The organism is Mycolicibacterium sichuanense, from assembly GCF_033741125.1.
Classification (GTDB): domain Bacteria; phylum Actinomycetota; class Actinomycetes; order Mycobacteriales; family Mycobacteriaceae; genus Mycobacterium.
In genome coordinates this window covers 230,064-250,992 of sequence record NZ_JAWQPU010000004.1, presented here as the reverse complement: position 1 = coordinate 250,992, position 20,929 = coordinate 230,064, and the positions used below count along the sequence as shown (strand labels likewise).

At 69.1% G+C, this 20,929-nt stretch carries 17 protein-coding genes; 7 read left to right on the top strand and 10 right to left on the bottom strand.

Annotation, left to right across the window (positions count from 1 at the left end; translation table 11 throughout):
* Positions 1–4: 4 nt before the first annotated feature.
* The 3 genes from SBI80_RS14540 to SBI80_RS14530 all read right to left on the bottom strand — a co-directional run bounded on the left by SBI80_RS14540 (position 5) and on the right by SBI80_RS14530 (position 2,406).
* Positions 5–988, bottom strand: coding sequence for a 1-phosphofructokinase family hexose kinase (locus tag SBI80_RS14540; RefSeq protein ID WP_318975488.1), 984 nt, complete (start codon positions 986–988; stop codon positions 5–7).
* Complete coding sequence (locus SBI80_RS14535; protein ID WP_318975487.1) at positions 985–1,911, bottom strand: erythromycin esterase family protein; 927 nt, start codon at positions 1,909–1,911, stop codon at positions 985–987. The genes SBI80_RS14540 and SBI80_RS14535 overlap by 4 nt, the downstream gene beginning before the upstream one ends.
* 69 nt (positions 1,912–1,980) lie before the next feature.
* On the bottom strand, positions 1,981–2,406 hold the full coding sequence (locus SBI80_RS14530; RefSeq protein ID WP_318975486.1) for an Hsp20/alpha crystallin family protein: 426 nt from the start codon (positions 2,404–2,406) through the stop codon (positions 1,981–1,983).
* Positions 2,407–2,597: 191 nt separating this feature from the next.
* On the opposite strand from SBI80_RS14530, the gene SBI80_RS14525 reads away from it, so the two are divergent.
* From SBI80_RS14525 to SBI80_RS14515, 3 genes are all read left to right on the top strand, one after another.
* Entirely contained in the window at positions 2,598–3,260 is a 663-nt protein-coding gene (locus SBI80_RS14525; protein ID WP_318975765.1) for an SRPBCC family protein, read from the top strand.
* A gap of 4 nt (positions 3,261–3,264) precedes the next feature.
* Positions 3,265–5,634, top strand: a complete 2,370-nt coding sequence (locus tag SBI80_RS14520) for a heavy metal translocating P-type ATPase (RefSeq protein WP_318975485.1) — start codon at positions 3,265–3,267, stop codon at positions 5,632–5,634.
* 179 nt (positions 5,635–5,813) lie between these two features.
* Entirely contained in the window at positions 5,814–7,454 is a 1,641-nt protein-coding gene (locus tag SBI80_RS14515) for a sensor histidine kinase (RefSeq protein ID WP_318975764.1), read from the top strand.
* Between the two features lie 2 nt (positions 7,455–7,456).
* Here SBI80_RS14515 and SBI80_RS14510 read toward each other — a convergent pair whose 3' ends face one another.
* The 6 genes from SBI80_RS14510 to SBI80_RS14485 all read right to left on the bottom strand — a co-directional run bounded on the left by SBI80_RS14510 (position 7,457) and on the right by SBI80_RS14485 (position 13,690).
* On the bottom strand, positions 7,457–9,268 hold the full coding sequence (locus tag SBI80_RS14510) for an AMP-dependent synthetase/ligase (RefSeq protein WP_318975484.1): 1,812 nt from the start codon (positions 9,266–9,268) through the stop codon (positions 7,457–7,459).
* A 196-nt stretch (positions 9,269–9,464) separates the two neighbouring features.
* A complete protein-coding gene (locus tag SBI80_RS14505; RefSeq protein ID WP_318975483.1) occupies positions 9,465–9,755 on the bottom strand; it encodes a hypothetical protein in 291 nt (96 codons plus the stop codon).
* A gap of 42 nt (positions 9,756–9,797) precedes the next feature.
* A complete protein-coding gene (locus tag SBI80_RS14500; RefSeq protein WP_318975482.1) occupies positions 9,798–11,576 on the bottom strand; it encodes a SulP family inorganic anion transporter in 1,779 nt (592 codons plus the stop codon).
* Positions 11,563–12,432 (bottom strand): universal stress protein, encoded by an 870-nt coding sequence (locus tag SBI80_RS14495; protein WP_318975481.1) that lies wholly within the window; start codon positions 12,430–12,432, stop codon positions 11,563–11,565. The genes SBI80_RS14500 and SBI80_RS14495 overlap by 14 nt, the downstream gene beginning before the upstream one ends.
* Positions 12,429–13,013: a hypothetical protein gene (locus SBI80_RS14490; protein WP_318975480.1), complete on the bottom strand. Its 585-nt coding sequence runs from the start codon at positions 13,011–13,013 to the stop codon at positions 12,429–12,431. Before SBI80_RS14490 ends, SBI80_RS14495 begins: the two co-directional genes overlap by 4 nt.
* A 77-nt stretch (positions 13,014–13,090) precedes the next feature.
* Positions 13,091–13,690 carry an Rv1733c family protein gene (locus tag SBI80_RS14485; protein ID WP_318975479.1) on the bottom strand — a complete coding sequence of 200 codons (600 nt, stop codon included), beginning with the start codon at positions 13,688–13,690 and terminating at the stop codon, positions 13,091–13,093.
* A gap of 237 nt (positions 13,691–13,927) precedes the next feature.
* Between SBI80_RS14485 and SBI80_RS14480 the strand changes: the two genes are divergently transcribed.
* Positions 13,928–14,608: a BON domain-containing protein gene (locus SBI80_RS14480; protein WP_318975478.1), complete on the top strand. Its 681-nt coding sequence runs from the start codon at positions 13,928–13,930 to the stop codon at positions 14,606–14,608.
* A gap of 65 nt (positions 14,609–14,673) precedes the next feature.
* Positions 14,674–15,123, top strand: a complete 450-nt coding sequence (locus SBI80_RS14475; protein ID WP_318975477.1) for an ATP-binding protein — start codon at positions 14,674–14,676, stop codon at positions 15,121–15,123.
* A gap of 6 nt (positions 15,124–15,129) precedes the next feature.
* Here the strand turns inward: SBI80_RS14475 and SBI80_RS14470 are convergent, their stop codons facing one another.
* Entirely contained in the window at positions 15,130–15,918 is a 789-nt protein-coding gene (locus tag SBI80_RS14470; RefSeq protein ID WP_318975476.1) for a rhomboid-like protein, read from the bottom strand.
* A 144-nt stretch (positions 15,919–16,062) separates the two neighbouring features.
* Between SBI80_RS14470 and SBI80_RS14465 the strand changes: the two genes are divergently transcribed.
* Together SBI80_RS14465 and otsB are read left to right on the top strand one after the other, a co-directional pair.
* Positions 16,063–16,956 (top strand): universal stress protein, encoded by an 894-nt coding sequence (locus SBI80_RS14465; RefSeq protein ID WP_318975475.1) that lies wholly within the window; start codon positions 16,063–16,065, stop codon positions 16,954–16,956.
* A 3-nt stretch (positions 16,957–16,959) separates the two neighbouring features.
* A complete protein-coding gene (otsB, locus tag SBI80_RS14460; RefSeq protein WP_318975474.1) occupies positions 16,960–20,922 on the top strand; it encodes a trehalose-phosphatase in 3,963 nt (1,320 codons plus the stop codon).
* Positions 20,923–20,929 lie beyond the last annotated feature (7 nt).

The following is a 20,929-nucleotide window of genomic DNA, read 5'->3' as shown; positions in this document are numbered from 1 at the left end:
CCGTTCAAGCGCTCAGTGGCGTGACGTCCACCGGTTCGCGGACCATTCCCAGTACGCGGTCCACCTCGCGCCGCGCCGGGCAGGTCGTTCCCGACGTCGTCAACATGGCGGCACTGGCCGCGATACCCAGCCGTACCGCATCGGCAAGCGGCCGGCCCCGGACCAATCCGACGGTGATCCCGGCCACCATGGCGTCACCCGCACCGACACCGCTGCGAGAGTGCACGGGAATCGCCTCGAAGCGTTGCGATTCCGTTGCCGTCACCAGTAGCGCCCCCTCGGCTCCGAGTGAGACCACCACCGCCTCGGCCGCCCCGCGGTCGACGAACTCGCGTGCTGCGGCCACCCGGTCGGCCTCGGTGTCCAGCGCCCGCCCGGCATGCTCGCGCAGTTCCCGCACACTCGGTTTCATCAGGAACACCCCGTGGCTTACGCCGGCCAGTCCACATCCGGAGGTATCGAGGATCAACGGAACGGCGAGCTCCCGGCAGACGTCGGCCACCCGCTGGTAGAAGTCGGCCGGTACACCGGGCGGGAGGCTGCCGCTGGCCACGACGAAGGTCGCCCCCGCCGCGGTGCGGCGCAATTCGCCGAGGCAGCGCGCCTGCTCGGCGACCGTGAGGCAGGGTCCGGGCAGCACGAATCGGTATTGCCTCGACGTGGTGGTCTCGTCCACCGTGAAGCTCTCCCGGGTGGGTTCGGCGATGTCGACGGCGTGTACGCAGACGTCGGCCTCGATCGCCAGCCGGGTGACCAGGGCACCGGTCGGCCCGCCCGAGGGAAACACCGCCGACGTCGAAATACCCAGCGCGCGTGCCACTCTCGCGACGTTGACGCCGCCACCCCCGGCGTCGTAACGGGCATTCGAACACCGGACCTTGTCCGTCGGCCGCACGACGGCGGTACTGGCGCAGACGTCGAGCGCCGGGTTCATCGTCAGCGTGACGATCCTGGCACCAGCGTCCTCGACACCTGCGCATGCGCTCACTTCGATCGTCCCCCCGTACTCGCCGTGTCCAATGCGTCGACCGCGCGGGTGTGGTCGAGATGCCCTACGGTGCCGCCGTAGTCGCCCGGGCCGATGACACGACAGTGCTCGCCGCAACGTTCTCCGACCAGACGTCCCAACGTCACGCGACCGTGTCCGGACATTTCGGCGGCGGGGGCATCGCCAGCGTCGACCTCGGCGGCCCACACGACGATTCGTGCTGGTGGTAGCCGATGGTCGTGGTCCATGTGGCGCTGTAGGGCCTGCAGGGTGTTCGCCATGTGCCGGGCCCGCAGATTGCACCAGGTGACCCGATCGTCGAACATCGCCCGGTAGTACCGCTCGACGTCTCGCAGCGTGATCGCGTCCTGCTCGGCGAGGAACCACCGGTCTTCGATCAGCAGCCCGCCGCCCCTCCGACGCGGAAGGGACCGCCGCCAAGCGGCCACCAGCCGGGCGACGACGTCTCGTTCACGCGATGGGCCGGCTGCCACCTCGAGGTCCACGCGATCGAGATGGCCGGTCACCTCCCGGATGGATCCGTCCGTGTCGTAGGGGTCGAGGCCGTAGAACCCGGTCCGGCACCCCCCACGGGCTGCGCGGCCGGCGTCGTGGTCGTGCAGCCATTCGACGAAGTCCCGGACGGCGGCACTGCGCCACGTCCACGCGGGAAGATGGGCCAACCCACGCAGCGCCCCCTCCGCGGAGCGATCGGTTCCCATCCCGCGGACGTATCGGTTGACGCGATAGGCGTCGGACCAGTCGGCCTCGACGGCGACGGCACAGAATCCCTTCTGTTCGACGAGCCACTTAGTGATCTCGGCGCGGATGGCGGGGAACTCGTCGGTGCCGTCCGTCACACCGGCGGCGAGCACGATCCTGGCGTCACCGACGATCTCGGCCAAGGGTCGTACTCGCGTCACGGATGTCTCCCATCGACGTGCCCGTCGGGGCGGCCCCGCCGCGACGGCGTGGACCGCCCCAGCGGGCGATCAGCGGCCCGATTCGATCGCGACGTGCTTCTCGACCGGCTTGGTGTCGGCCACCGGAACCGACACGGTGAGGATGCCCTTGTCGTAGGACGCCTTGATGTCATCCTCGTTCGATCCCGGCGGAAGTGACACCGACCGGACGAAGGACCCGTAGGCGAACTCCGAACGACCGTTGGACTCCTTCTTCTCGGTGCGCTCCGCCTTGATGGTCAGCTGACCGTCCCGAACCGTGATGTCGACGTCCTTCGCCGGATCGATTCCGGGAAGTTCGGCACGCAGCTCGTAACTGCCATCCTTGAGCTCGTCCTCCAGTCGCATCACGTTGCCGTCGAACGGTCGCAGGCTGCCCCACGACGGGAAACCTGCCAACAGGTCTGCGATCTCCGGGAACAGCGCGCGCCGCCGTTGCACGGGAAGTGTGGTCATCGTCTCCTCCTGATCATCGTGACGCCGGTCGGTACCGGCAATTGCATCCGACCACCTACCCGAGACCTCCCATAGGGGCCGAAGTCCCTTGTCGCTCGAGCAATTCGTCGGCGGGCGAGGCACCCGGACGCGAGGACGATTGGCCCTAGTGATCGCCGGCGGGGAGTTGCGACGCTGTGGTGGTGACCACGATGAGATCGGTGGCGGCGGCCACGGCGGCGGGGGTGCTGCTGTACGGAGCCCGCCGGTACTTCCGCAACTGGGGTTCGACCAAGGAGGAGTGCCGCATGCCGCTGCCGGGCGACGAGCTCCTGCACCGGCCGGTCCTTCAGACCACCGAGGCCATCTGGGTCGACCGGTCGACGGCAGCGGTATGGCCGTGGTTGGTGCAGATGGGCCAGGACCGCGGTGGGCTCTATGGTTTTGCGGCCCTTGAGAAGTCGCTCGGATTGCAGTACCGCAACGCCGATCGCATCCACCCGGAGTGGCAGCGTCTCGAGGCCGGCGACGTGGTTCGCCTGGCACCGCGGGGATGGATGGGATTGCGTCAGGGTTTCGCGCTGCCGGTGGTCGAGGTAGTCGACCAGGAATGCGTCGTACTGCGGGTCGCTCCCCCGGACCTTCCGTGGGAGACCGTGTTGTCCTTCCACCTCGTCCCGTACTGGGACGACCGCTGCCGCCTGCTCGTCCGGACCCGGGTCGCCCTGCGACATCCCGGTGAGGTGGTGGCAGCCGAGCTGGCCAGCCCGCTCACGACATTCATCACCCGGGGCATCCTGCGGGGGATCCGTCGCCGGGTTCGGGACGCCGGTCGACTGCCGCAGCCGGCCGCCTCCCTGGCAACCTCGGGATAGACCGATGCGCCAGCGGGACGAGTCGACGCGCCAGGCCCCGACACCAGCCGCTCGCGGAACGGTCCCTACCTCGAGGCTGCTGTTGGCGGCCCTGCTGGTCAGTTGCACGTGCGCGCTCGCGGCCGGCGGCGCTGCATGGCTCTCCGGATCTCACGACATCGCCGACTTGGTATGGGCGGCAGGCACTCTGATCGCGCTCGTACCCGCCTGCTGGTGGGTGGTCGCCGCGCTGCGGCGCGGTACGTTCGGCGTCGACGTCATCGCCGTGCTGTCCTTGCTCGGCACGCTCGCGGTGGGCGAGTATCTGGCGGGCGCACTCATAGCCGTCATGCTGTGCACGGGACAGGCGCTGGAGAATGCCGCCGAGCAGCGGGCCACCAAGGATCTCAGGTCCCTGCTGGACCGGGTGCCACGGGAGGCCCGCAAACGGTGCGCCGACGGCGTCCAGACGGTGCCACTGGGCGACGTCGCGGTCGGTGACGTGCTGGTGGTCGGTTCGGGTGAGATGGTGCCGGTCGACGCCACGATCCTCTCGAGTCGTGCCGTTCTCGACGAGTCGACGCTGACCGGTGAGTCGCTGCACGTCGAGCTGCCCAGCGGTCGGCAGATCCGTAGCGGCGCGGTCAATGCCGGTAGACCCGTCGAGATCCAGGCCACCGCCACCGCCGAGAACAGCACCTACGCCGGCATCGTCCGACTTGCCCGCGAGGCGGCCGCGAGCACCGCACCCGTGGTGCGGCTGGCCGATCGACTGGCCCAGTGGTTCGTTCCCCTCGTGCTGCTGATCGCCGGGGCAGCCTGGCTGTGGAGCGGATCGGCCACCCGCGCGGTCGCGGTGCTGGTCGTCGCGACGCCGTGCCCGCTGCTGCTGGCCGCCCCGGTGGCCATCGTGTCGGGCCTGTCCAGGGCGTCGCGGCTCGGCGTCGTCATCCGAGGTGGTGCGGCGCTCGAGGCACTCGGGCGGGCCACCACGCTGATCCTCGACAAGACCGGCACGGTCACCAGCGGCCGCCCTCGCGGCACCGAGGTCGTGGCGGCCGCCGGTTGGTCGTCGAGGGACGTGCTACGCCTCGCCGCGTCCGCCGACCAGTACTCACCCCATGTCCTGGCCGTGGCAATCGTTGCCGAAGCAAGGAAGGCCGGGCTCATCCTTGGGCTGCCCATCGACGTCGTCGAGGAGCCTGGCAAAGGGATCTCGGCCGTCGTCGACGGTCTACGCGTCACCGTGGGAAGCCATGGCCTGCCGGCCGACCCGCCACCGTGGGCGGCGGCGACGCTTGCTCGCGCGACCTTCGACGGCGCCGCGGTGGCCTGGGTGCGGGTCGACGGTGGACTTGCCGGGGCGATTCTGCTCACCGATCCCCTGCGTCCCGACGCGCCGCGCACCATTCGCCGGTTGCGCGCGGCCGGCATCACCCGCGTGGTGATGCTCACCGGCGACCGGTCCGCTCCGGCCGAACAGCTCGCCACCGTCCTCGGCGTCGACGAGGTGCGGGCCAGGCAGACCCCGGCGGACAAGGTGGCCCGCGTGCGCGCCGAACGAAGCACGGCCGCCACCTTGATGGTCGGCGATGGCGTGAACGACGCGCCCGCGCTGGCTGCCGCGACGGTCGGCGTGGCCATGGGGGTCCGCGGGTCGACCGCGAGCTCGGAAGCCGCCGACATCGTCTTGACGACCGACCGGCTCGACCGACTGGCCGACGCGATGCTCGTCGCGCGCCGTTCGCGCCGGATCGCGTTGCAAAGCGCTCTCACCGGGATGGTCTTGTCCTTCGTGGCAATGGGATTCGCGGCGGCGGGTCAGCTGCCTGCCGCCTGGGGAGCGCTGCTGCAGGAGGGCATCGACCTGGTCGTGATACTCAACGCGCTGCGAGCCCTGCGCCCGGGCGCCGGTGCGACGCGAGCACTGAACCCGGTGACCGGCAGCCTGATTCGCAGATTCGCCGCCGAACACGACGTGATGCGTGAGGACCTCTCGCTGCTGAGGGACACCGCCCACCTGCTGGCCGTGGGTGAGCGCGTCGCGGCACTGACCTCCCTGCGCCGAACCGACGAGTTCGTCCAGCAGACCTTGCTGCCCCACGAACGCGCGGAGGACCGTTCGCTGTACCCGGCCCTGTGGGAACCGCTTGGTGGTGCGGAGTCGACCGTGACGATGAGTCGGATGCATGCCGAGATCGACCGTCTGGGCCGCCGCCTGCACGCTCACCTCGAGGACGCCGAGGCCGCGGGTCGGATCGTCGACGTCCAGTCCGAGGATCTCCTGGCCTGTCTCTACGGTCTGCACGAGTTGCTGGCCCTGCACTTCGCCACCGAGGAGGAGAGCTTCTTCGCGCTGCTGCCAGAGGACGATCCAGCTAACGACCCCGGCTGAGGGGGGTCGCGCGAGCGGCGTTGGTCCCCGGGACGAAATTCGCTGGTCGCTATCGACGTCGACGGTTCGGTACTAGACTCGAACGCACCTCCCGAGACCATGGAGGCGGGGTGTGGGTGGACATCGATGATGGCGACTCGGCAGTTGGCTCCTCGGGACGCCATGCGCCAGTGGGCAGCATGCACGAGCGGCTCGACGAGCTGCTGCGCGCCCGCGACCAGATGGCGCACCTCTTGCGCGTCGGCGTCGGCCTCGGCTCCGATCTCGACCTCGACGCCACCCTGCATCGCATCGTCACCGCCGCAAGGGAGTTGACCGACGCCAGCTACGGTGCACTGGGTGTGCTTGGGCCCGACGGCACCCTGGTGTCGTTCCTGCACTCGGGTATGGACGAGGAGGTGGTCAGCCGGATCGGTCGCCTGCCGGTCGGCAAGGGCGTCCTCGGCGTGCTGCTCGCCAAGCCGGAACCGCTGCGGCTCGACGATCTCCACGGGCATCCGGCCGCCTCGGGATTCCCGAAGCACCACCCCCCGATGAAGGCTTTCCTCGGAGTACCGATCACCGTGCGCGGCAACGTCTTTGGCAGTCTCTACCTCACCGAGCCCAAGGGCCGACCCACCTTCACCGCCGCAGACGAGGCCGCGGCGAGGGCGCTCGCGTCGGCCGCCGCCGTCGCCATCGACAACGCTCGACTGTTCGAACGCGTGCAGACCACGGCGCGCTGGATGGAGGCCAGCCGCGCGATTACCACGGCCCTGGTGTCCGATGCCGATCCCACGATGGACCCCCTAAGTTTGGTGGCCGAACGCGCCATGGCCCTGACCGACGCCGAGCAGGCCATCGTGCTGACGCCGGAAGACCCCGAACTGCCCGCCGCAGAGGTCGGCACGCTGGTGGTGTCGACCGCGGTCGGCGTGCTGACCGAGGGCCTGGTCGGCCAGCGGGTGCCGGTGGACGGGTCGACGACCGGTGAAGTCTTCCGTTCCGGCACGCCGAAGATCATCGAATCCTTCCGCCATCCGATCCATTCCTTCACCGACGTCGGCCAGCGCCAGGCGATCGTCATGCCGCTGCGCACCCAGCAGTCCGTGCTCGGTGTCCTCGCCGTGGCCCGCAGCGCGGACGACGTGCCCTTCGACGCGAATCACCTCCAGCTCACGAGTGACTTCGCCGAGCACGCGGCCGTCGCCCTCGAGTTGTCCGAGAGTCGCAAACGCGCCAGGCAAACCACGATGATCGCCGACCGCGAGCGCATTGCGCACGACCTGCACGACCACGTCATCCAACGCCTCTTCGCGGCGGGAATGGATCTGCAGGGGACCATTGCCCGCACGCGGTCCCCCGAGATCAGCAAGAGGTTGCATCGCACCGTCGATGATCTGCAAGCCACCATCGAGGAGATCCGCAGCCGGATCTTCGCCCTGCGGTCCGACCGCGATGCGCCAGGATTCCGGCAGGCGATCCAGGACGCCGTCGCCGATCTCACCGATGACCGCGACATCCAGACCACGGTGCGGCTGTCGGGGCCGCTGAGCGCGGTCAGCCCCGAGCTGGCCGAACAGGCGGTACCCGTCGTGATCGAGGCCATCAGCAACGCCGTGCGCCATTCCGGCGCCGCGCACCTGTCCGTCGAGGTGCAGGTGGCCGACGAACTGATCATCGACGTCGCCGACGATGGCTGCGGGATCGATCCGACCAATCCCCGCCGTAGCGGCCTTTCGCACCTGCAGCTTCGAGCCGAAATGGCCGGCGGCAGTTGCCACGTCGGTTCCGTCCCGGGTGGAGGGACCCTGGTGCACTGGACCGCACCGCTCGAGTGAGATCACGGATACAGGGACGCGAGGACTCCGCGGTAGCGCTCGAACACCACCGATCTCTTGACCTTCAGCGAGGGCGTGAGCTCCCCTGCCTCGATCGAGAGGTCATGATCCAGGATGGCGAACCGCTTGATCGTCTCCCACCTATTCAGCTCCGCATTGAGGCGATCGACGTGCGCCGCGATCAGGTCGCGCACGCGCGGGGAAGTCACCAAATCCGCACTCGGACAATCTATTCCCTGGGTCACCGCCCATTCTCCGATTGTCTCCAGATCGAGCGATATCAGCGCGACGCAATAGTTGTGGGCTTCGCCGTACACCAGGATGTGATTCGCATACGGACAGGACGCCATGAACTTGGCCTCGATCGCCGCCGGGACCACGTACTTGCCGCCCGAGGTCTTGAACATGTCCTTGATGCGTCCGGTGATCGTCAGGAAGCCATCGCCGTCGAATCGTCCGACGTCACCGGTCCGCAACCACCCGTCGTCGGTGAAGGCCTCCGACGTGGCCCCTGGCATGGCGTGGTATTCGTCCATGACGCTGGGTCCGGTGAGTTGGACCTCGCCGTCGGCGCCGATTCGTATCCGCGTGCCCCGTAGCGGGAGCCCAACGGTGCCGAACCGGCACTGCTCGGGGGTGTTGATCGACGCTCCCCCGGCCGTCTCGGTGAGGCCGTAGCCCTCCAGGATCATCAAGCCGCAGTCGGCGAACCACTCGCCAATCTCTTGGTTCAGCGGAGCTGAACCACAGACGAAGAACCGGATCCGGCCGCCGAACACCCTGCGCACCTTGGTGAACACAAGACGGTCGAACAGGAGTAGCTGCAGCCGAAGCAGAACGGGAACACGCGCACCGGCGTCCCTCCGGTGCCGGATCCGTCGGGTGACCGCGAAGGCGCGCGAGAACATCGCACGCTTGAGTCGCCCATCCGACACTGCCGCCGTGCTGATGCGGGCGTGGGCCTTCTCGAAGATCCGCGGGACGCCCGCCATGAACGTCGGGCGCACCGCGGCGCAGTTGTCGACGATCAGGTCCAGGCGCCCGTCCACGGCGCTGACGAACCCGCACGCGAGTTGCGCGGCGAGCAGCACCTTGCCGAACGAATGTGCCAGCGGCAGCCAGAGCAACTGCACGTCGTCGGGATGGAGGATGTCCAGCGCGGCCACCGCGGCACCCTCGTAGACCCACGACCGATGGCTGAGCCGAACGCCCTTGGGGCGACCCGTGGTTCCCGACGTATAGATGATGCTGGCCAGTTGCTCGGGGGTGGTCGCCTCGACCGCGTCCCGAACGCAGCGCGGATGATCCAGCAGGTACTTGGCGCCCATCTCGGCCAGGTCGTCCAGCGTCATGACCCAGTCACCGTCGGCGGTGCCGTCGAAGAGCACCACGTGCGTCACGTCGGGCAGCGTCGCACGATGCTGCGTCAGCTTGTCCAGCTGTGCGGCATTCTCGGCGAAGACGACCTGGCACTGCGCGTCGCCGAGGATGTAGGCGGTGTCCTCGGAGTTGGTGTTGGCGTAGACGGTGGTGGTGGCCGCCCCTGCGCACACGGTCGCGAGGTCGGCCAGGATCCATTCGAACCGGGTGCCCGAGGCGATGCCCACCCGCTGCTCGGGTTCGATTCCCAGCGCGATCAGGCCGGCCGCCAACGCCTCCACGCGAGTTCCTGTCTCGGCCCACGTAACCGAAACCCATTGCGCGCCAACGGGATATCGAAACGCCTCCCGGTCCGGTGCGGTGGCGACACGGTCGAAGAACAGTGCGCCCAGTCCCGGAGCGGCGTTGGTGAGGAATTCGCCGTCGACTGACATCTCGTTGACCTCCCTGTCGGCACTCGGATTAGTGTGTGTCGCCCATCACATCGGCCGCCAGAGTCGTTCGTCCGGGGGCGCGGGGACCAAGGACATCTCCGGTGGGACACCTCCGGCATGCGGACGCCGGCGCGGAACGAATGCTCACTCGTTCCGCGCCGGCTCGCCATGTGGCACTGCGCCTGCCACGCGTCCCCTACTTGGGCGTCTCGCCCGAATCGTTCAGGGCACGGTCCACGCTGCGAACCAAGTTCCGGTTGAACTGGTACTGCGCCGCGACCAGCTTGTCCGCGAGTTCGATCGCGGCATCGACGATCCTGGCCCGCAGCGGCTGAACCGCTTCGGGCACCGCCTCGTCGAGTGTCTTGCGGAACGCATGCAGCGCTTCCGCGGCCGCGTGCTGACCCTGCTTGGCAGAATCGCGCACGTCGTCCAGTAGTTCGACCGAATGCGTCGTGCCTGGCTTGTCCTTGGTTACCTGAGTCATCTCTCATCCCTTCGACATAGTGTTCGGATGACGACACCGACGTTACGAAGGACGACGGCTGCCGGGTAGCGACCAAGGTCGTCGCGAGCGTGACCTTGGGCCCTCGACGGGCACTTCGGCACCCGGACCCTGCCGCCGAAAGGCGTCCACGGCGGTCGGCAGTGTCATGAACACCCGGTCCCCTCCGATCGCGTCGAGGAGACCGGCCGCCTCGAGCGCGTCGCGCAGGTCCTGTTTGACCCGCGCCATCGCAAAGACGACGCCGCGGCGCGCGCATTCGGCGCGCAACCCGTCGAGGGCGTCCAGAGCGGTCATGTCGACCTCGACGTTCGCCTCGGCGTTCAGGACGAACCAGCGCGCCGGTGGGCGCGCCTGGTCCAGTGCCTCGATGGCGCGACGGCGAAAGTCCTCGGCGTTGGCGAAGAACAGCGGCGCGTCGTAGCGATAGACGAGGAGTCCAGGCACGACGGTGGCCCGCGGGTAGTCGTCGACGTCGTGCATTCCGGCCAACCCGGGAACGAAGCCCTGGATGCTGTCGTGTGCCCGGGCGAGCCGACGCAGCAGGTCGAGAATCGACAGACCCACGGCAGCGAGTACGCCGTACAGCACGCCGAAGCACGCGACCGCGACCGCCGTCGCCAACGCCAGTACCAACTCGCTGCGGCGGAACCGTGCCAGTCGCCGAAACTCGCCGACGTCGACGAGTTTGATTGCGGCGTAGACGATCAGCGCGGCGATGGCGGCCGTGGGAACGCGCGAGATGAACCCTGGGCCAAGAAGCAGGACGAGTGCCACCACCCCGAAGGCGACCAGTGAGTACGCCTGGGTGCGCGCCCCGGTGGCGGCGGCCAGCGCGGTCCGGCTACCGCTGGAGCTGACGGGGAACCCGTGCACCAGCCCGACCGCGATATTGGCGACTCCGAGCGCGCGCAACTCCGCGTTGGCGTCGACGCGGTCCGACGGCTCGACCGAGAACGCCCGTGCCGTCAAGACGTCGTCGGAGAAGGCCACCATGGCCACTCCCAGCGCCGGCACGACGAGCTCTGCCACCTCGCGCAGCGACGGCGTGGGTACCTCCGGCCGGGGCAGGCCGACCGGTACCGAACCGACGATCTCGATGCCGAACCTGCCGAGCGCGAAGAGGGCGACCACGGTGGCGGCGATGAGCACCCCGATCAGTGGCGCCGGCACCAGCGGGGAGGTCAACCGTTGCAGCGCCACCAACAGCACCAGCATCGACGACGCGAGAATCACCGTCGCCCAATTGATTTGATGCGCATCGGCCACCAGGCTGCGAACGACCGCCAACAGGTCGTCCCCCGAAGCCGTGAGGCCCGACATCCGGCCCAGCTGCCCGACGACCATCACCACTGCGATGCCGGCCAGGTAGCCGACGAGCACGGGGCGGGAGAACAGGCTGGACACGAAGCCGAGCCCGATGAGACCGGCGGCCAAACCGACGACGCCGACCAGGACGGCCATGGTGGCGGCGAACGACGCATACCGGGCGGCGTCGCCGAGCGCGAGCGGTCCGACGATGGCCGCCGTCATCAATGCCGTCGTGGACTCGGGCCCCATCGACAGAAGCCGCGACGACCCGAGTACCGCGTACACCACCAGGGGTGGCAACGCTGCCCAGAGGCCGGTGATGGGACTCAGACCAGCCAACGCGGCGTAGGCCAAGGCCTGCGGGACGAGGTAGGCCGCCACGCTGAGACCGGCCTGCAGATCGCAGCGCAGCGACGTCCTGGAGTATCCGCGGAAGCCGGCGACACCGGGTAGCCAGGTGTCGATCCGTCGCACCGCGTCAACGGGTGACATCCTCGGGCATCTTCGGTCGAACGCTGCCGGCGTCATCGGCCTCGGAGACGCCAACGACGATGGGACAGTCCAGCAATTCCAGCGCAATTCGAGCGCTGGGATGCAGGACGGTGCCGACGTCGTGGCAATACCGTTGCGGGGCGACGAACAGCGCGACGCGATGTGCGTGCTCTCTCAAGAACTCTTCCAGGCTTGGCGCGGCCACCACCACGGCGTCCAGGCGAGTACTCCGCGCGCGCCGGCGGTCCAGATCGCGGCGCACTCGCCGATCCAGTTGCGCGGCGGCATCGGGATCCAGCCCGCCCCAATGCGTCAGCAGTCGCACCGGCAGACGACGAAGCTCGGCCTCCGTGACCGCAAGGTGCAGCACGTCGTAGGACGACGGCTCGGCCTCCAACTGCGCCACCACCCAGCCGCGGCTGGGCGGGAACCCCCGCACGACGGCCACCGGACACTCGGCGGTGAGCAGAACCTCGGTTGCGGTGCTGGCCCGATGGCCGGGGTGCGGCGGCCGGGCTGCGCCGGAACCAAGACAGATCATCGCCGCACGACCACGATGGGTGGTCCGAACGAGCGCTTCGGCTGGCGAGGCGTGAACGACGTCGCTGGTGACCTCGAGGCGGGGGTGGCCGACGCGTGCCCGTTGGCAGGCCTGCGCCAGCACCGATTCGGCGAAGTCCCGGCCACTGCGGTCATCGAGGTGCAACCCGGACTCGGCACGCGGATCGAGGGCGAACACCAACCGCAGCGGTGCCCGTCGAGCGTCGGCCTCCGCCGCCGCCCACGCCACGGCGCGCGCTGCCCCAGGCGACCCGTCGACGCCCACCACCACCGCGGCAGCCTCCGAGTGGTTCACGATGCGGTGATCAGCCGGTTGACGAGGGCCTGAGCGGCTCGAAGCTGTCGTTGGGATTGCTCCAGGTCGCTGCGAAACTCGCCCGCGTAGTTGGTCTGCGACCCGTCCTCGGCAGCCAGACACATGTGGGCCGCATCGTGCGCATCCTCGGCCGCACCGGCGAGCTGCGCGGTCAGAATGGGATCGGGTGCCGGGAGGCGGGACTTCAGCGTCACCTCCGCGGCGTCGTGCATCCGCTGGCAGTCGGCACCCACCGCGTCCGGGTTGCGCACGGCCAGGGCATGCTGGACGTCGTCGATTACGTTCGACAGCGCTTCGACGTCCCCATGGCTGTCGACCCACCAGCGTTGCAGCACTGTCGGATTCGAATCCGCCGTTCGTCGCCTCGACTGCTGCTGGTTTCCGATGGCCAGGGGTATGACGGCGGCGGCGGTCAGCATCAGGATCACGGCGATGCCGAGCACGACACCCCACCACCGCCGGCGCCGCGTCATCGTGGGTATCGGCGAGGTCTCCGGGTCGTCCTCGGTCGCCGTGACTTCACTTGTTGCCGAGGGAATCTCACCGTCACCGGATTGCATGGCCCTGCTCCTTCATCGGTTGCCCCCGACGTCGTCGACGATGCCGCCGGTTGGTTGGCGTCCTTGGTCTCACTGCATCACGGTTGTTGCTCGGCCCGTCCACCGCGCCCGTCGACCAGTGAGCGGAACTCGCGCTCCCACTGGCGGCCGCGGCGTCGGTCCAGCCGCCACGTCAGCACGCGCAGCAGGCCGAACGCCATGGTGGTGAGCGTCACCCACAGCAACAGCGCCAATATCGCGGCATCCCACCACGCCTGTGCGATCGGCGTCGGCTGGCGAGTCAACATGCCGGCGCCGTCGACCCACACCGGGATCCGTTCTCCCGCCGTCAGCGGCTGCGACCACTTGACCGAACCCGTGCGAGCCTGTCCATCCACGTCCCAGGAGACCCCGGTGACGTAGGTGTCCGGCACGCCGAAACCGGCGGTTGCCGTGGAGCTGGCGGTGACCCTGGCCGTAATTTGGTGGACCATCGCGGCCTGCTGGCCGTACATCGCCACCTGGTGCCGATCGAAGACCGTCCCGGCCGTGACGCTGACGGGGATCACAGCCACCGCGAACGCCACGAACAGCAGCGCGGCGACCGCCTCGATCCGGTCGCTCGCCCGGACCAGAGGATTGCGTCCAAGGCTGCGCAACACCGTGCTGCGCGGCAACCTGACCGTGAACTCGTGCATCTCGTCTCCCATGCCAGTCGTCGACGTGATCGCCTGAATTCTCGCTGACGGCTCGGTACCGCCCACAGAGCCGAACGTCCCACCCCCGTGGGCCAATCGGCTTCTGCGGCGCGGATTTCGACGCCAACCACTGCGGGGCCGAAATCGTTCGCGCGGAGGACCAAAGACACTTCCCACCACGTTCGCCCGCAACGACACTCGAAAGTCGTCACTACCGACGAGCCAAAGGATTCGACGATGAGCGTCACCCCAGCGACCACCACGGCAATCCGCGCCGACCGCGAGATCCAGGACGCCGTCGAGGCCGAGCTCGAATGGACCCCCGAAGTCAACGCCGCGACCATCGGCGTCGCCGTCGACGACGGAGTCGTGTCCCTCTCCGGGGAGGTGGACACCTATGCCGAACGGACCGCGGTCAAACGAGCAGCGCTGCGGGTGCGCGACGTGACCGCCGTCATCAACGACGTGAACGTGCACCCGAATTCGGCGTTCTACGTCAGCGAGACCGACATCGGCAAGGAGGTCGAACAGGCGCTGCGGTCGGCGACCAATGTCCCCGACACCGTCAAGGCCGTCATCGATGGGCACGCCGTCACACTCCTGGGTGAGGTCGCGTGGGACTTCCAGCGGCGCGCGGCCAAACGGGCCGTTCGCTACCTGCGGGGGGTGTACTCGGTCGACAGCCGGATCACGCTGACCCCTCGCGTGTCGGCCGTCGACACCGCCGAGCGCATCAAGGCCGCGATCCTGCGCAACGCCCAGGTCGACGCCAGGACCGTCGAGGTCTCCGCCGACGGCACCAAGGTCACCCTGTCCGGGACCGTGCGGTCCTGGGCCGAGCGGCGCCAGGCCGATCTCGCCGCGTGGTCGTCACCCCACGTCACCGAGGTCTACAACCACATCGTCGTCGAGCCCTGACGACGATGACGGGCTGGGGGGATTTACGCCCGTCCACTGCTTCGACCGCTTGGGAGGGATCGCTCGTGGCACCATCGACGACCATTGGAACCCACCGCCGATACCGGCTGCGGCCGACGGCGTTCGCACCCCGGATCGCCCGGCGCTTCGTCTACGAACTCGGTGACGACGCAGGACTGCCCGACGACGTGGTCGACGACGCCGCGTTCGTCGTCGGCGAATTCGTCGTCGAGAGCATTCGGCAGACCCACGGTGAACTCGAGGTCACCGTGGACGTGGCGGATTCCCACATCACGGTGCGCGTGCGGGACGGCCGCACCGGCATCCACCGGCCGGGAGACGTCGTCCGCGAGGCGCCGGCGCGCAGCTCGGCCACCGTCCGCCGGCTGGCCACGTCCTGGGGCTGTTGCCGGCAGCCGTCGGGCTGGGAGGTCTGGGCGGTGCTGCACAACGATGCATCCGCCGATGCCTCCGTCGAGCACGCCCGCCACCTGGACCGGACGCAAGCCGGCTGATCGCGTTCAGCGCGCGGCGGGTACGGCCGTTCTGCGGTCGGCGGCCGCCCGCCACGACGCCACCACCACGTGCGCCACGGCCGCGCCGAGCACCCCGGCGGGGATCACGATCGGGGCCGTCGGCAACGCGACCCCGACGAGTAGCAGCAGGCCGAAGCCGACCGCGGCCGGCAGCAGGCTGCGTCGCAACCCGGTCCAGTGCACGTCGAGGTGGAACCGCGTGGACAGCGCCATGCCCAGGATTAGGGCGACGGCATGCCCGATGGCTACGAACCCCGCACCCAACGCGACGACGGACAGTGCCACCATGAGCCACCCGCCGATCCAGGCGGCCCGCCAGCGGGCGGGGATCGCGGCCGACAGCGCGCCGAGGACCGCGACGGCACCGTAACTCAGCCCGACGTCGCTGGCCCCCTCGATCGATCGGGACACCCAGCCCGCCTCGATCGCTGCCACGAGACCCGCGGCCACGATCAGCGTGGCACCGAGATGACCGAGCACGAACGCCTGCACCACCCGGCGACCGCACCACAGCAATTCGGCCAGGGCCAGCAGACAGATCAGTCCCGGCAGCAAGAGGTAGGTCTGCCCCTCCTCGGTCACGAAGGCGCTGCCCACCAGCGTGGCGAGATGACCGCTGCCGAGGTTGTCCAGGTTGGTGCTCAGCTGGCCGATGACGCGCTCCGTCGTCCGCGGACCGAGGGCCACCAAGATCGATGCGATGACGAACAGCGCGGTTGCGTAGGCCGCGGTCACCCGGACCGGGACCAACAAGGAGAAGATTCGCGACACCATCCCTGCCCAGCATAGGCGCCGCACCGCGTCCCAGGCCCGGGATGACCTTCGGCACCCCCGCCGGGGTCGAAGGCCTCCTGCCCGGTGTGCGGCGACTTCCTAGCGTTGGCGCCATCCGCAGCTCGTCGTTGGAGGGACACGCACATGACCGACCACACCTCAGATCGCATCGTCGTCGCCGTCGACGGATCCGCCGCGTCCGACGCCGCGATCCGCTGGGCCGCAGCCGAAGCCGCGCGGCGCCACGTCGAGCTGACCCTGACGCACGTCGTGACGCCCGGGATTCCCGTGTGGGGAATGGGCTATGCGATGGCACCGCTGCCGCTCGACTACGGCCAGCTGCAGGAGGAGGAGGGCAAGCGCGTCCTCGATGCCGCCCAAGAGGTCGCGAACGGAGCCGTCCCGGCCGGAACGCAGGTCCGGGTGCACACCGAGATGGTGCACGCCGTCCCGGTGCCCACCCTGATCGATGCGACCAAGCACGCGCAGATGATCGTCGTGGGATCCCGGGGGCAGGGCGCGTGGCAGCGTGGCCTGTTCGGGTCCGTCAGCACCGCGCTGGTCCACCACGCGCACTGCCCGGTGGCCGTCATCCACGACCCCGCCGACGGCGAGCGGCACGCCGATGGTCCCGTGGTGGTCGGCGTGGACGGGTCGCCAGCGTCGGAACTCGCCACCGCGATCGCGTTCGACGAGGCGAGCTGGCGCGGCGCCGAACTGCTGGCGATCCACGCCTGGCTGGACACCGACACCCCGGCTCTTCCCGAGTCGGCCTGGCCGGACTTCCAAGCCGTGGCCGAGGAGACCCTCGCCGAACGGCTGGCCGGCTGGAGCGACCGCTACCCCGACGTATCGGTACGTCGCCGGGTGGTCTTCGATCAGCCGGCCCGCAATCTGGTGGCTGCCGCGGAATCGGCACAGCTGGTCGTCGTGGGCAGCCACGGTCGCGGCGGTTTCGCCGGGATGCTGCTCGGTTCGGTCAGCTCGGCGGTCATGCACGCCGTTCACACCCCGGTGATCGTCGCCCGCCAGAGCTGACGGGTGCCGCGCGCCGGGGCGGTCCGTGCGCCGGTCATCGATGGACGGCGTTACGACGCAACACTCTTCGATCTCGACGGGGTGGTCACCGATACCGCCAGTCTGCACGCGCGAGCCTGGACCCGGGTGTTCGACGACTTCCTGCGCGAGCGTGGTCCACGAAGCGGCGAGGACCACTCGCCGTTCACCGACTCCGACTACCGGCGCCACGTCGACGGCCGAAGCCGCCTCGACGGGATCCGCGAATTCCTTGCCGCCAGGGGTATTCCGACCGTCGAATCATCGGTCGGCGAGACGTCCGGTGCCACCGTGGTCTCCGAGTTGGCCGAGCGTAAACAGCAGCTCTACGAACAACTGATGACCGCCGGGGTCGACGTCTTCGACTCGACCGTCGCGTTGGTCCGGCGGCTCAGGGGCGCCGGCCTGCGCACGGCGGTCTACTCCGCGAGCATGAACTGCGAGGCGGTCCTGCGCATCGGCGGCGTGACCAACCTCTTCGACGTCCGCGTCGACGGCCGGGTCGCCGCCGAGCTCGGACTGCCGGGAAAGCCCGATCCCGCCCTGCTGCTCGAGACGGCCACGCGCATCGGTGCGAGACCCGACCGCTGCGTGGTGGTCGAGGATGCCAGTCCGGGCATCGTCGCCGGCCGCACGGGAGGCTTCGGACTGGTCATCGGCGTCGGCCCCGAGGAGCACCTCGACGAGCTGTTGGCCGACGGCGCCGACGCCGCAGTCACCGACCTCACGGCCGTGACGGTTCGCACGGCGAATCGCCGGATGTCCTCACTGCCCGGCGCCCTGGCATCGGTGGAGATGCTTGGCGCCCTTCTCTCGTCGCGGCGGCCCGCGGTATTCGTCGACTTCGACGGCACGCTGAGCGACATCGTGACCGACCCGGCAGCGGCGACCATCCGGCCCGACACCCGGGCCGCGCTGGCCGAGCTGAGCCTGCTCTGTCCCGTCGGGGTGCTCAGTGGCCGCGACGTCCTCGACGTCCGCGATCGCATCGGGCTGCCCGACCTGTGGTACGCGGGCAACCACGGGCTGGACCTCCTCGCGCCGGACGGTGTACGCCACGACCACGAGGAGGCGCTGGCCGCGGATCCCGCCCTCGAGCGTGCCGCCGAGTCGCTGCGCGACCTGCTGGCTGGCGTCGACGGCATCGAGCTCGAGCGCAAGCGGCACGCCATCGCGGTGCACGACCGCCGGGTCGACCCGACCGCCATCAACCACGTCACGGCCGTCGTCCACGAGGTGGGATTGCACGAGGGCCTGCGAGTCACGCACGGCCGCAAGGTGATCGAATTGCAGGCCGACCTGGACTGGGACAAGGGTACCGCCCTGCGCTGGATCTCGAGTCAGCTCGGCGTCACCGATCCGCTCCCGGTCTACGTCGGTGACGACCTGACCGACGAGGATGCGTTCGACGCGGTCGAGCACGACGGCATCGGCATTCTGGTGTGCCATGGTGAGGACGGTGACCGGCTGACGGCGGCCCGCTTCGCGGTGAGCGACCCGAAGGAGGCCGCGGCACTGCTGACCCAACTCGGCACGCATCTGCGCGCGCAGCGACGGGACTCCAGCGATCTCTGGCGAATGACCTTCGATGGCTACGACACCGCAACCGAGGGAGTCCGGGAAGTCCTGTGCGGCATCGGAAACGGCCTCGTCGGAGTACGTGGAAGTACCCCGGAGGCCCGCGCCGGTGCCGTGCACTACCCGGGGACCTACCGCCTCGGCGTGTACGACAGACTGTCCGACGACGTCGCAGGCGCGTCGGTCAGTAACGAGAGCATGGTCAACCTGCCGAACTGGCTACCGTTCACGTTCGCCATCGGCGACGACCCATGGTTCGACCTGGATGCGGGGACGCACGACCTGCTGTCCTACCGCCAGTGCGTCGACGTGCGTCGTGCCGAGCTGACGCGCGAGTTCCGGGTACGCGATGGCCGGGGCCGCATCACCGCGCTCTCCCAGCACCGATTCGTCTCCATGCGCGACCCCCACCTGTGTGGAATGCGCACTACGTTGCGCGCCGAGAATTGGTCTGGGACAATGCGTTTCCGCTCCGCGATCGACGGCGGGGTCGTCAACGGTGGGGTGCGGCGATACCAGGACCTGTCCGGACGCCACCTCGAACCACCCGTGTTCGCCGACGTCGGCGGCAACGGCGTGCTGTGCGTCGTGCGAACGACGCAATCGCACGTCCGCATCGCCGTGGCGGCCCGCACCGTCGTCCTGGGCGACGAACCGGCACCGGCCCGGTATCGGTCGTTCGCCAAGGGCGCCGAGGTCGGCCACCTCGTGTCCACCGACGTGGCCGCGGGTCATTCGGTGCACGTCGAGAAGATGGCGGTGATCTACACGGGCCGCGACGACGCCATCTCCGAACCGGCCGAAGCTGCCCGCGAACACCTCGAGCGCGTCGGCGGCTACGGGACCCACGTCGCCGAACACATCACCTCCTGGTCGCACCTCTGGGAACGCTTCCACCTCCACGTCGACGACTCGGCGGACCTTCGGCTGCTCCGCCTGCACGTCTACCACCTGCTGCAGAGCGCCTCCCCCCATACGGCGGACGCCGACGTCGGCATACCCGCCCGTGGAGTGCACGGCGAGGCCTATCGTGGTCACGTCTTCTGGGACGACCTCTTCGTGATGCCAGTGCTCAACCTGCATCTGCCCGACGTCACGCGGTCCTTCCTGCGGTACCGCCACCGCCGCCTGGCAGAGGCCTGTCATGCCGCACGGATGGCCGGCTTCTCTGGGGCGATGTTCCCGTGGCAGTCCGGCAGCTCGGGACGCGAGGAGAGCCAGAGCCTGCACCTCAACCCGCGGTCGGGGCGGTGGAATCCCGATCCGAGCGCGTTGGCGCACCACGTCGGGGCGGCTGTCGCCTACACGGTGTGGCAGTACTACCAGGTCACCGCTGATCTGGAGTTCCTAACCCGCGTCGGTGCCGAGATGCTGGTCCAGATCGCCCGGTTCTGGGTCAGCACGACCCGGTTCGACGACACCCGTGGACGCTACGTGATCGACGGCGTCATCGGGCCCGACGAGTTCCACACCGGCTATCCCGGGCAGCCCCACCGCGGTGTCGACAACAACGCGTACACCAACGTGATGGCCGTCTGGTGCATCCTGCGTGCTCGCGACGCACTCGACGCCCTCCCCCTGCCGGATCGGCTCGACCTGACCGAGACACTTCACCTCGACGGTGTCGAACTCGTCCTGTGGGATCGCGTCACGAGGCTGATGTTCGTCCCCTTCCACGATGGTGTGATCAGCCAGTTCGAAGGTTATGCAGACCTGGCCGAGCTCGACCTGGCCCGCTACCGGGAGCGCTACGGAGACATCGGGCGGATGGACCGGATCCTCGAAGCCGAAGGTGCGGACGTCAACGCCCACCAGGTGGCCAAGCAGGCCGACGTGGTGATGCTCTTTCACCTGTTCTCGGCCGACGAGGTTCGGGAACTGCTGGCGCGCCTGGGGTACCGGTTCGACCCCGGACAGGTTCCCAGGACCATCGACTACTACCTCGCCCGCACGACGCACGGCTCGACCCTGAGCGCGGTCGTGTTCTCCTGGGTGTTGGCCCGCGGGAACCGATCCGAGGGCACCGAGTACTTCCACCGCGTGTTGGCCTCCGATCAGGTCGACCCGCGCAACGGAACGACCGCCGAGGGCATCCACCTCGCCGCGATGGCCGGCAGCATCGACCTGCTGCAACGCTGCTATGCCGGGCTGGAGACGCGGCACGACCGCTTGATCTTGGGCCCCATGTGGCCGGAAGATGCTGGCACACTGCGGTTCTCATTGCAGTATCGCGGGCACCGACTACACCTGCGGATCACGGGGCGCAGCGCGCGGGTGATCGCCGAGCCGTCGGGCGCCGCTCCGGTGGTGGTGGAATGCCGCGGCCGCACGACGACGCTGCACGCCGGGGCGGAGATCACGGTCTCCTGACCCGTCC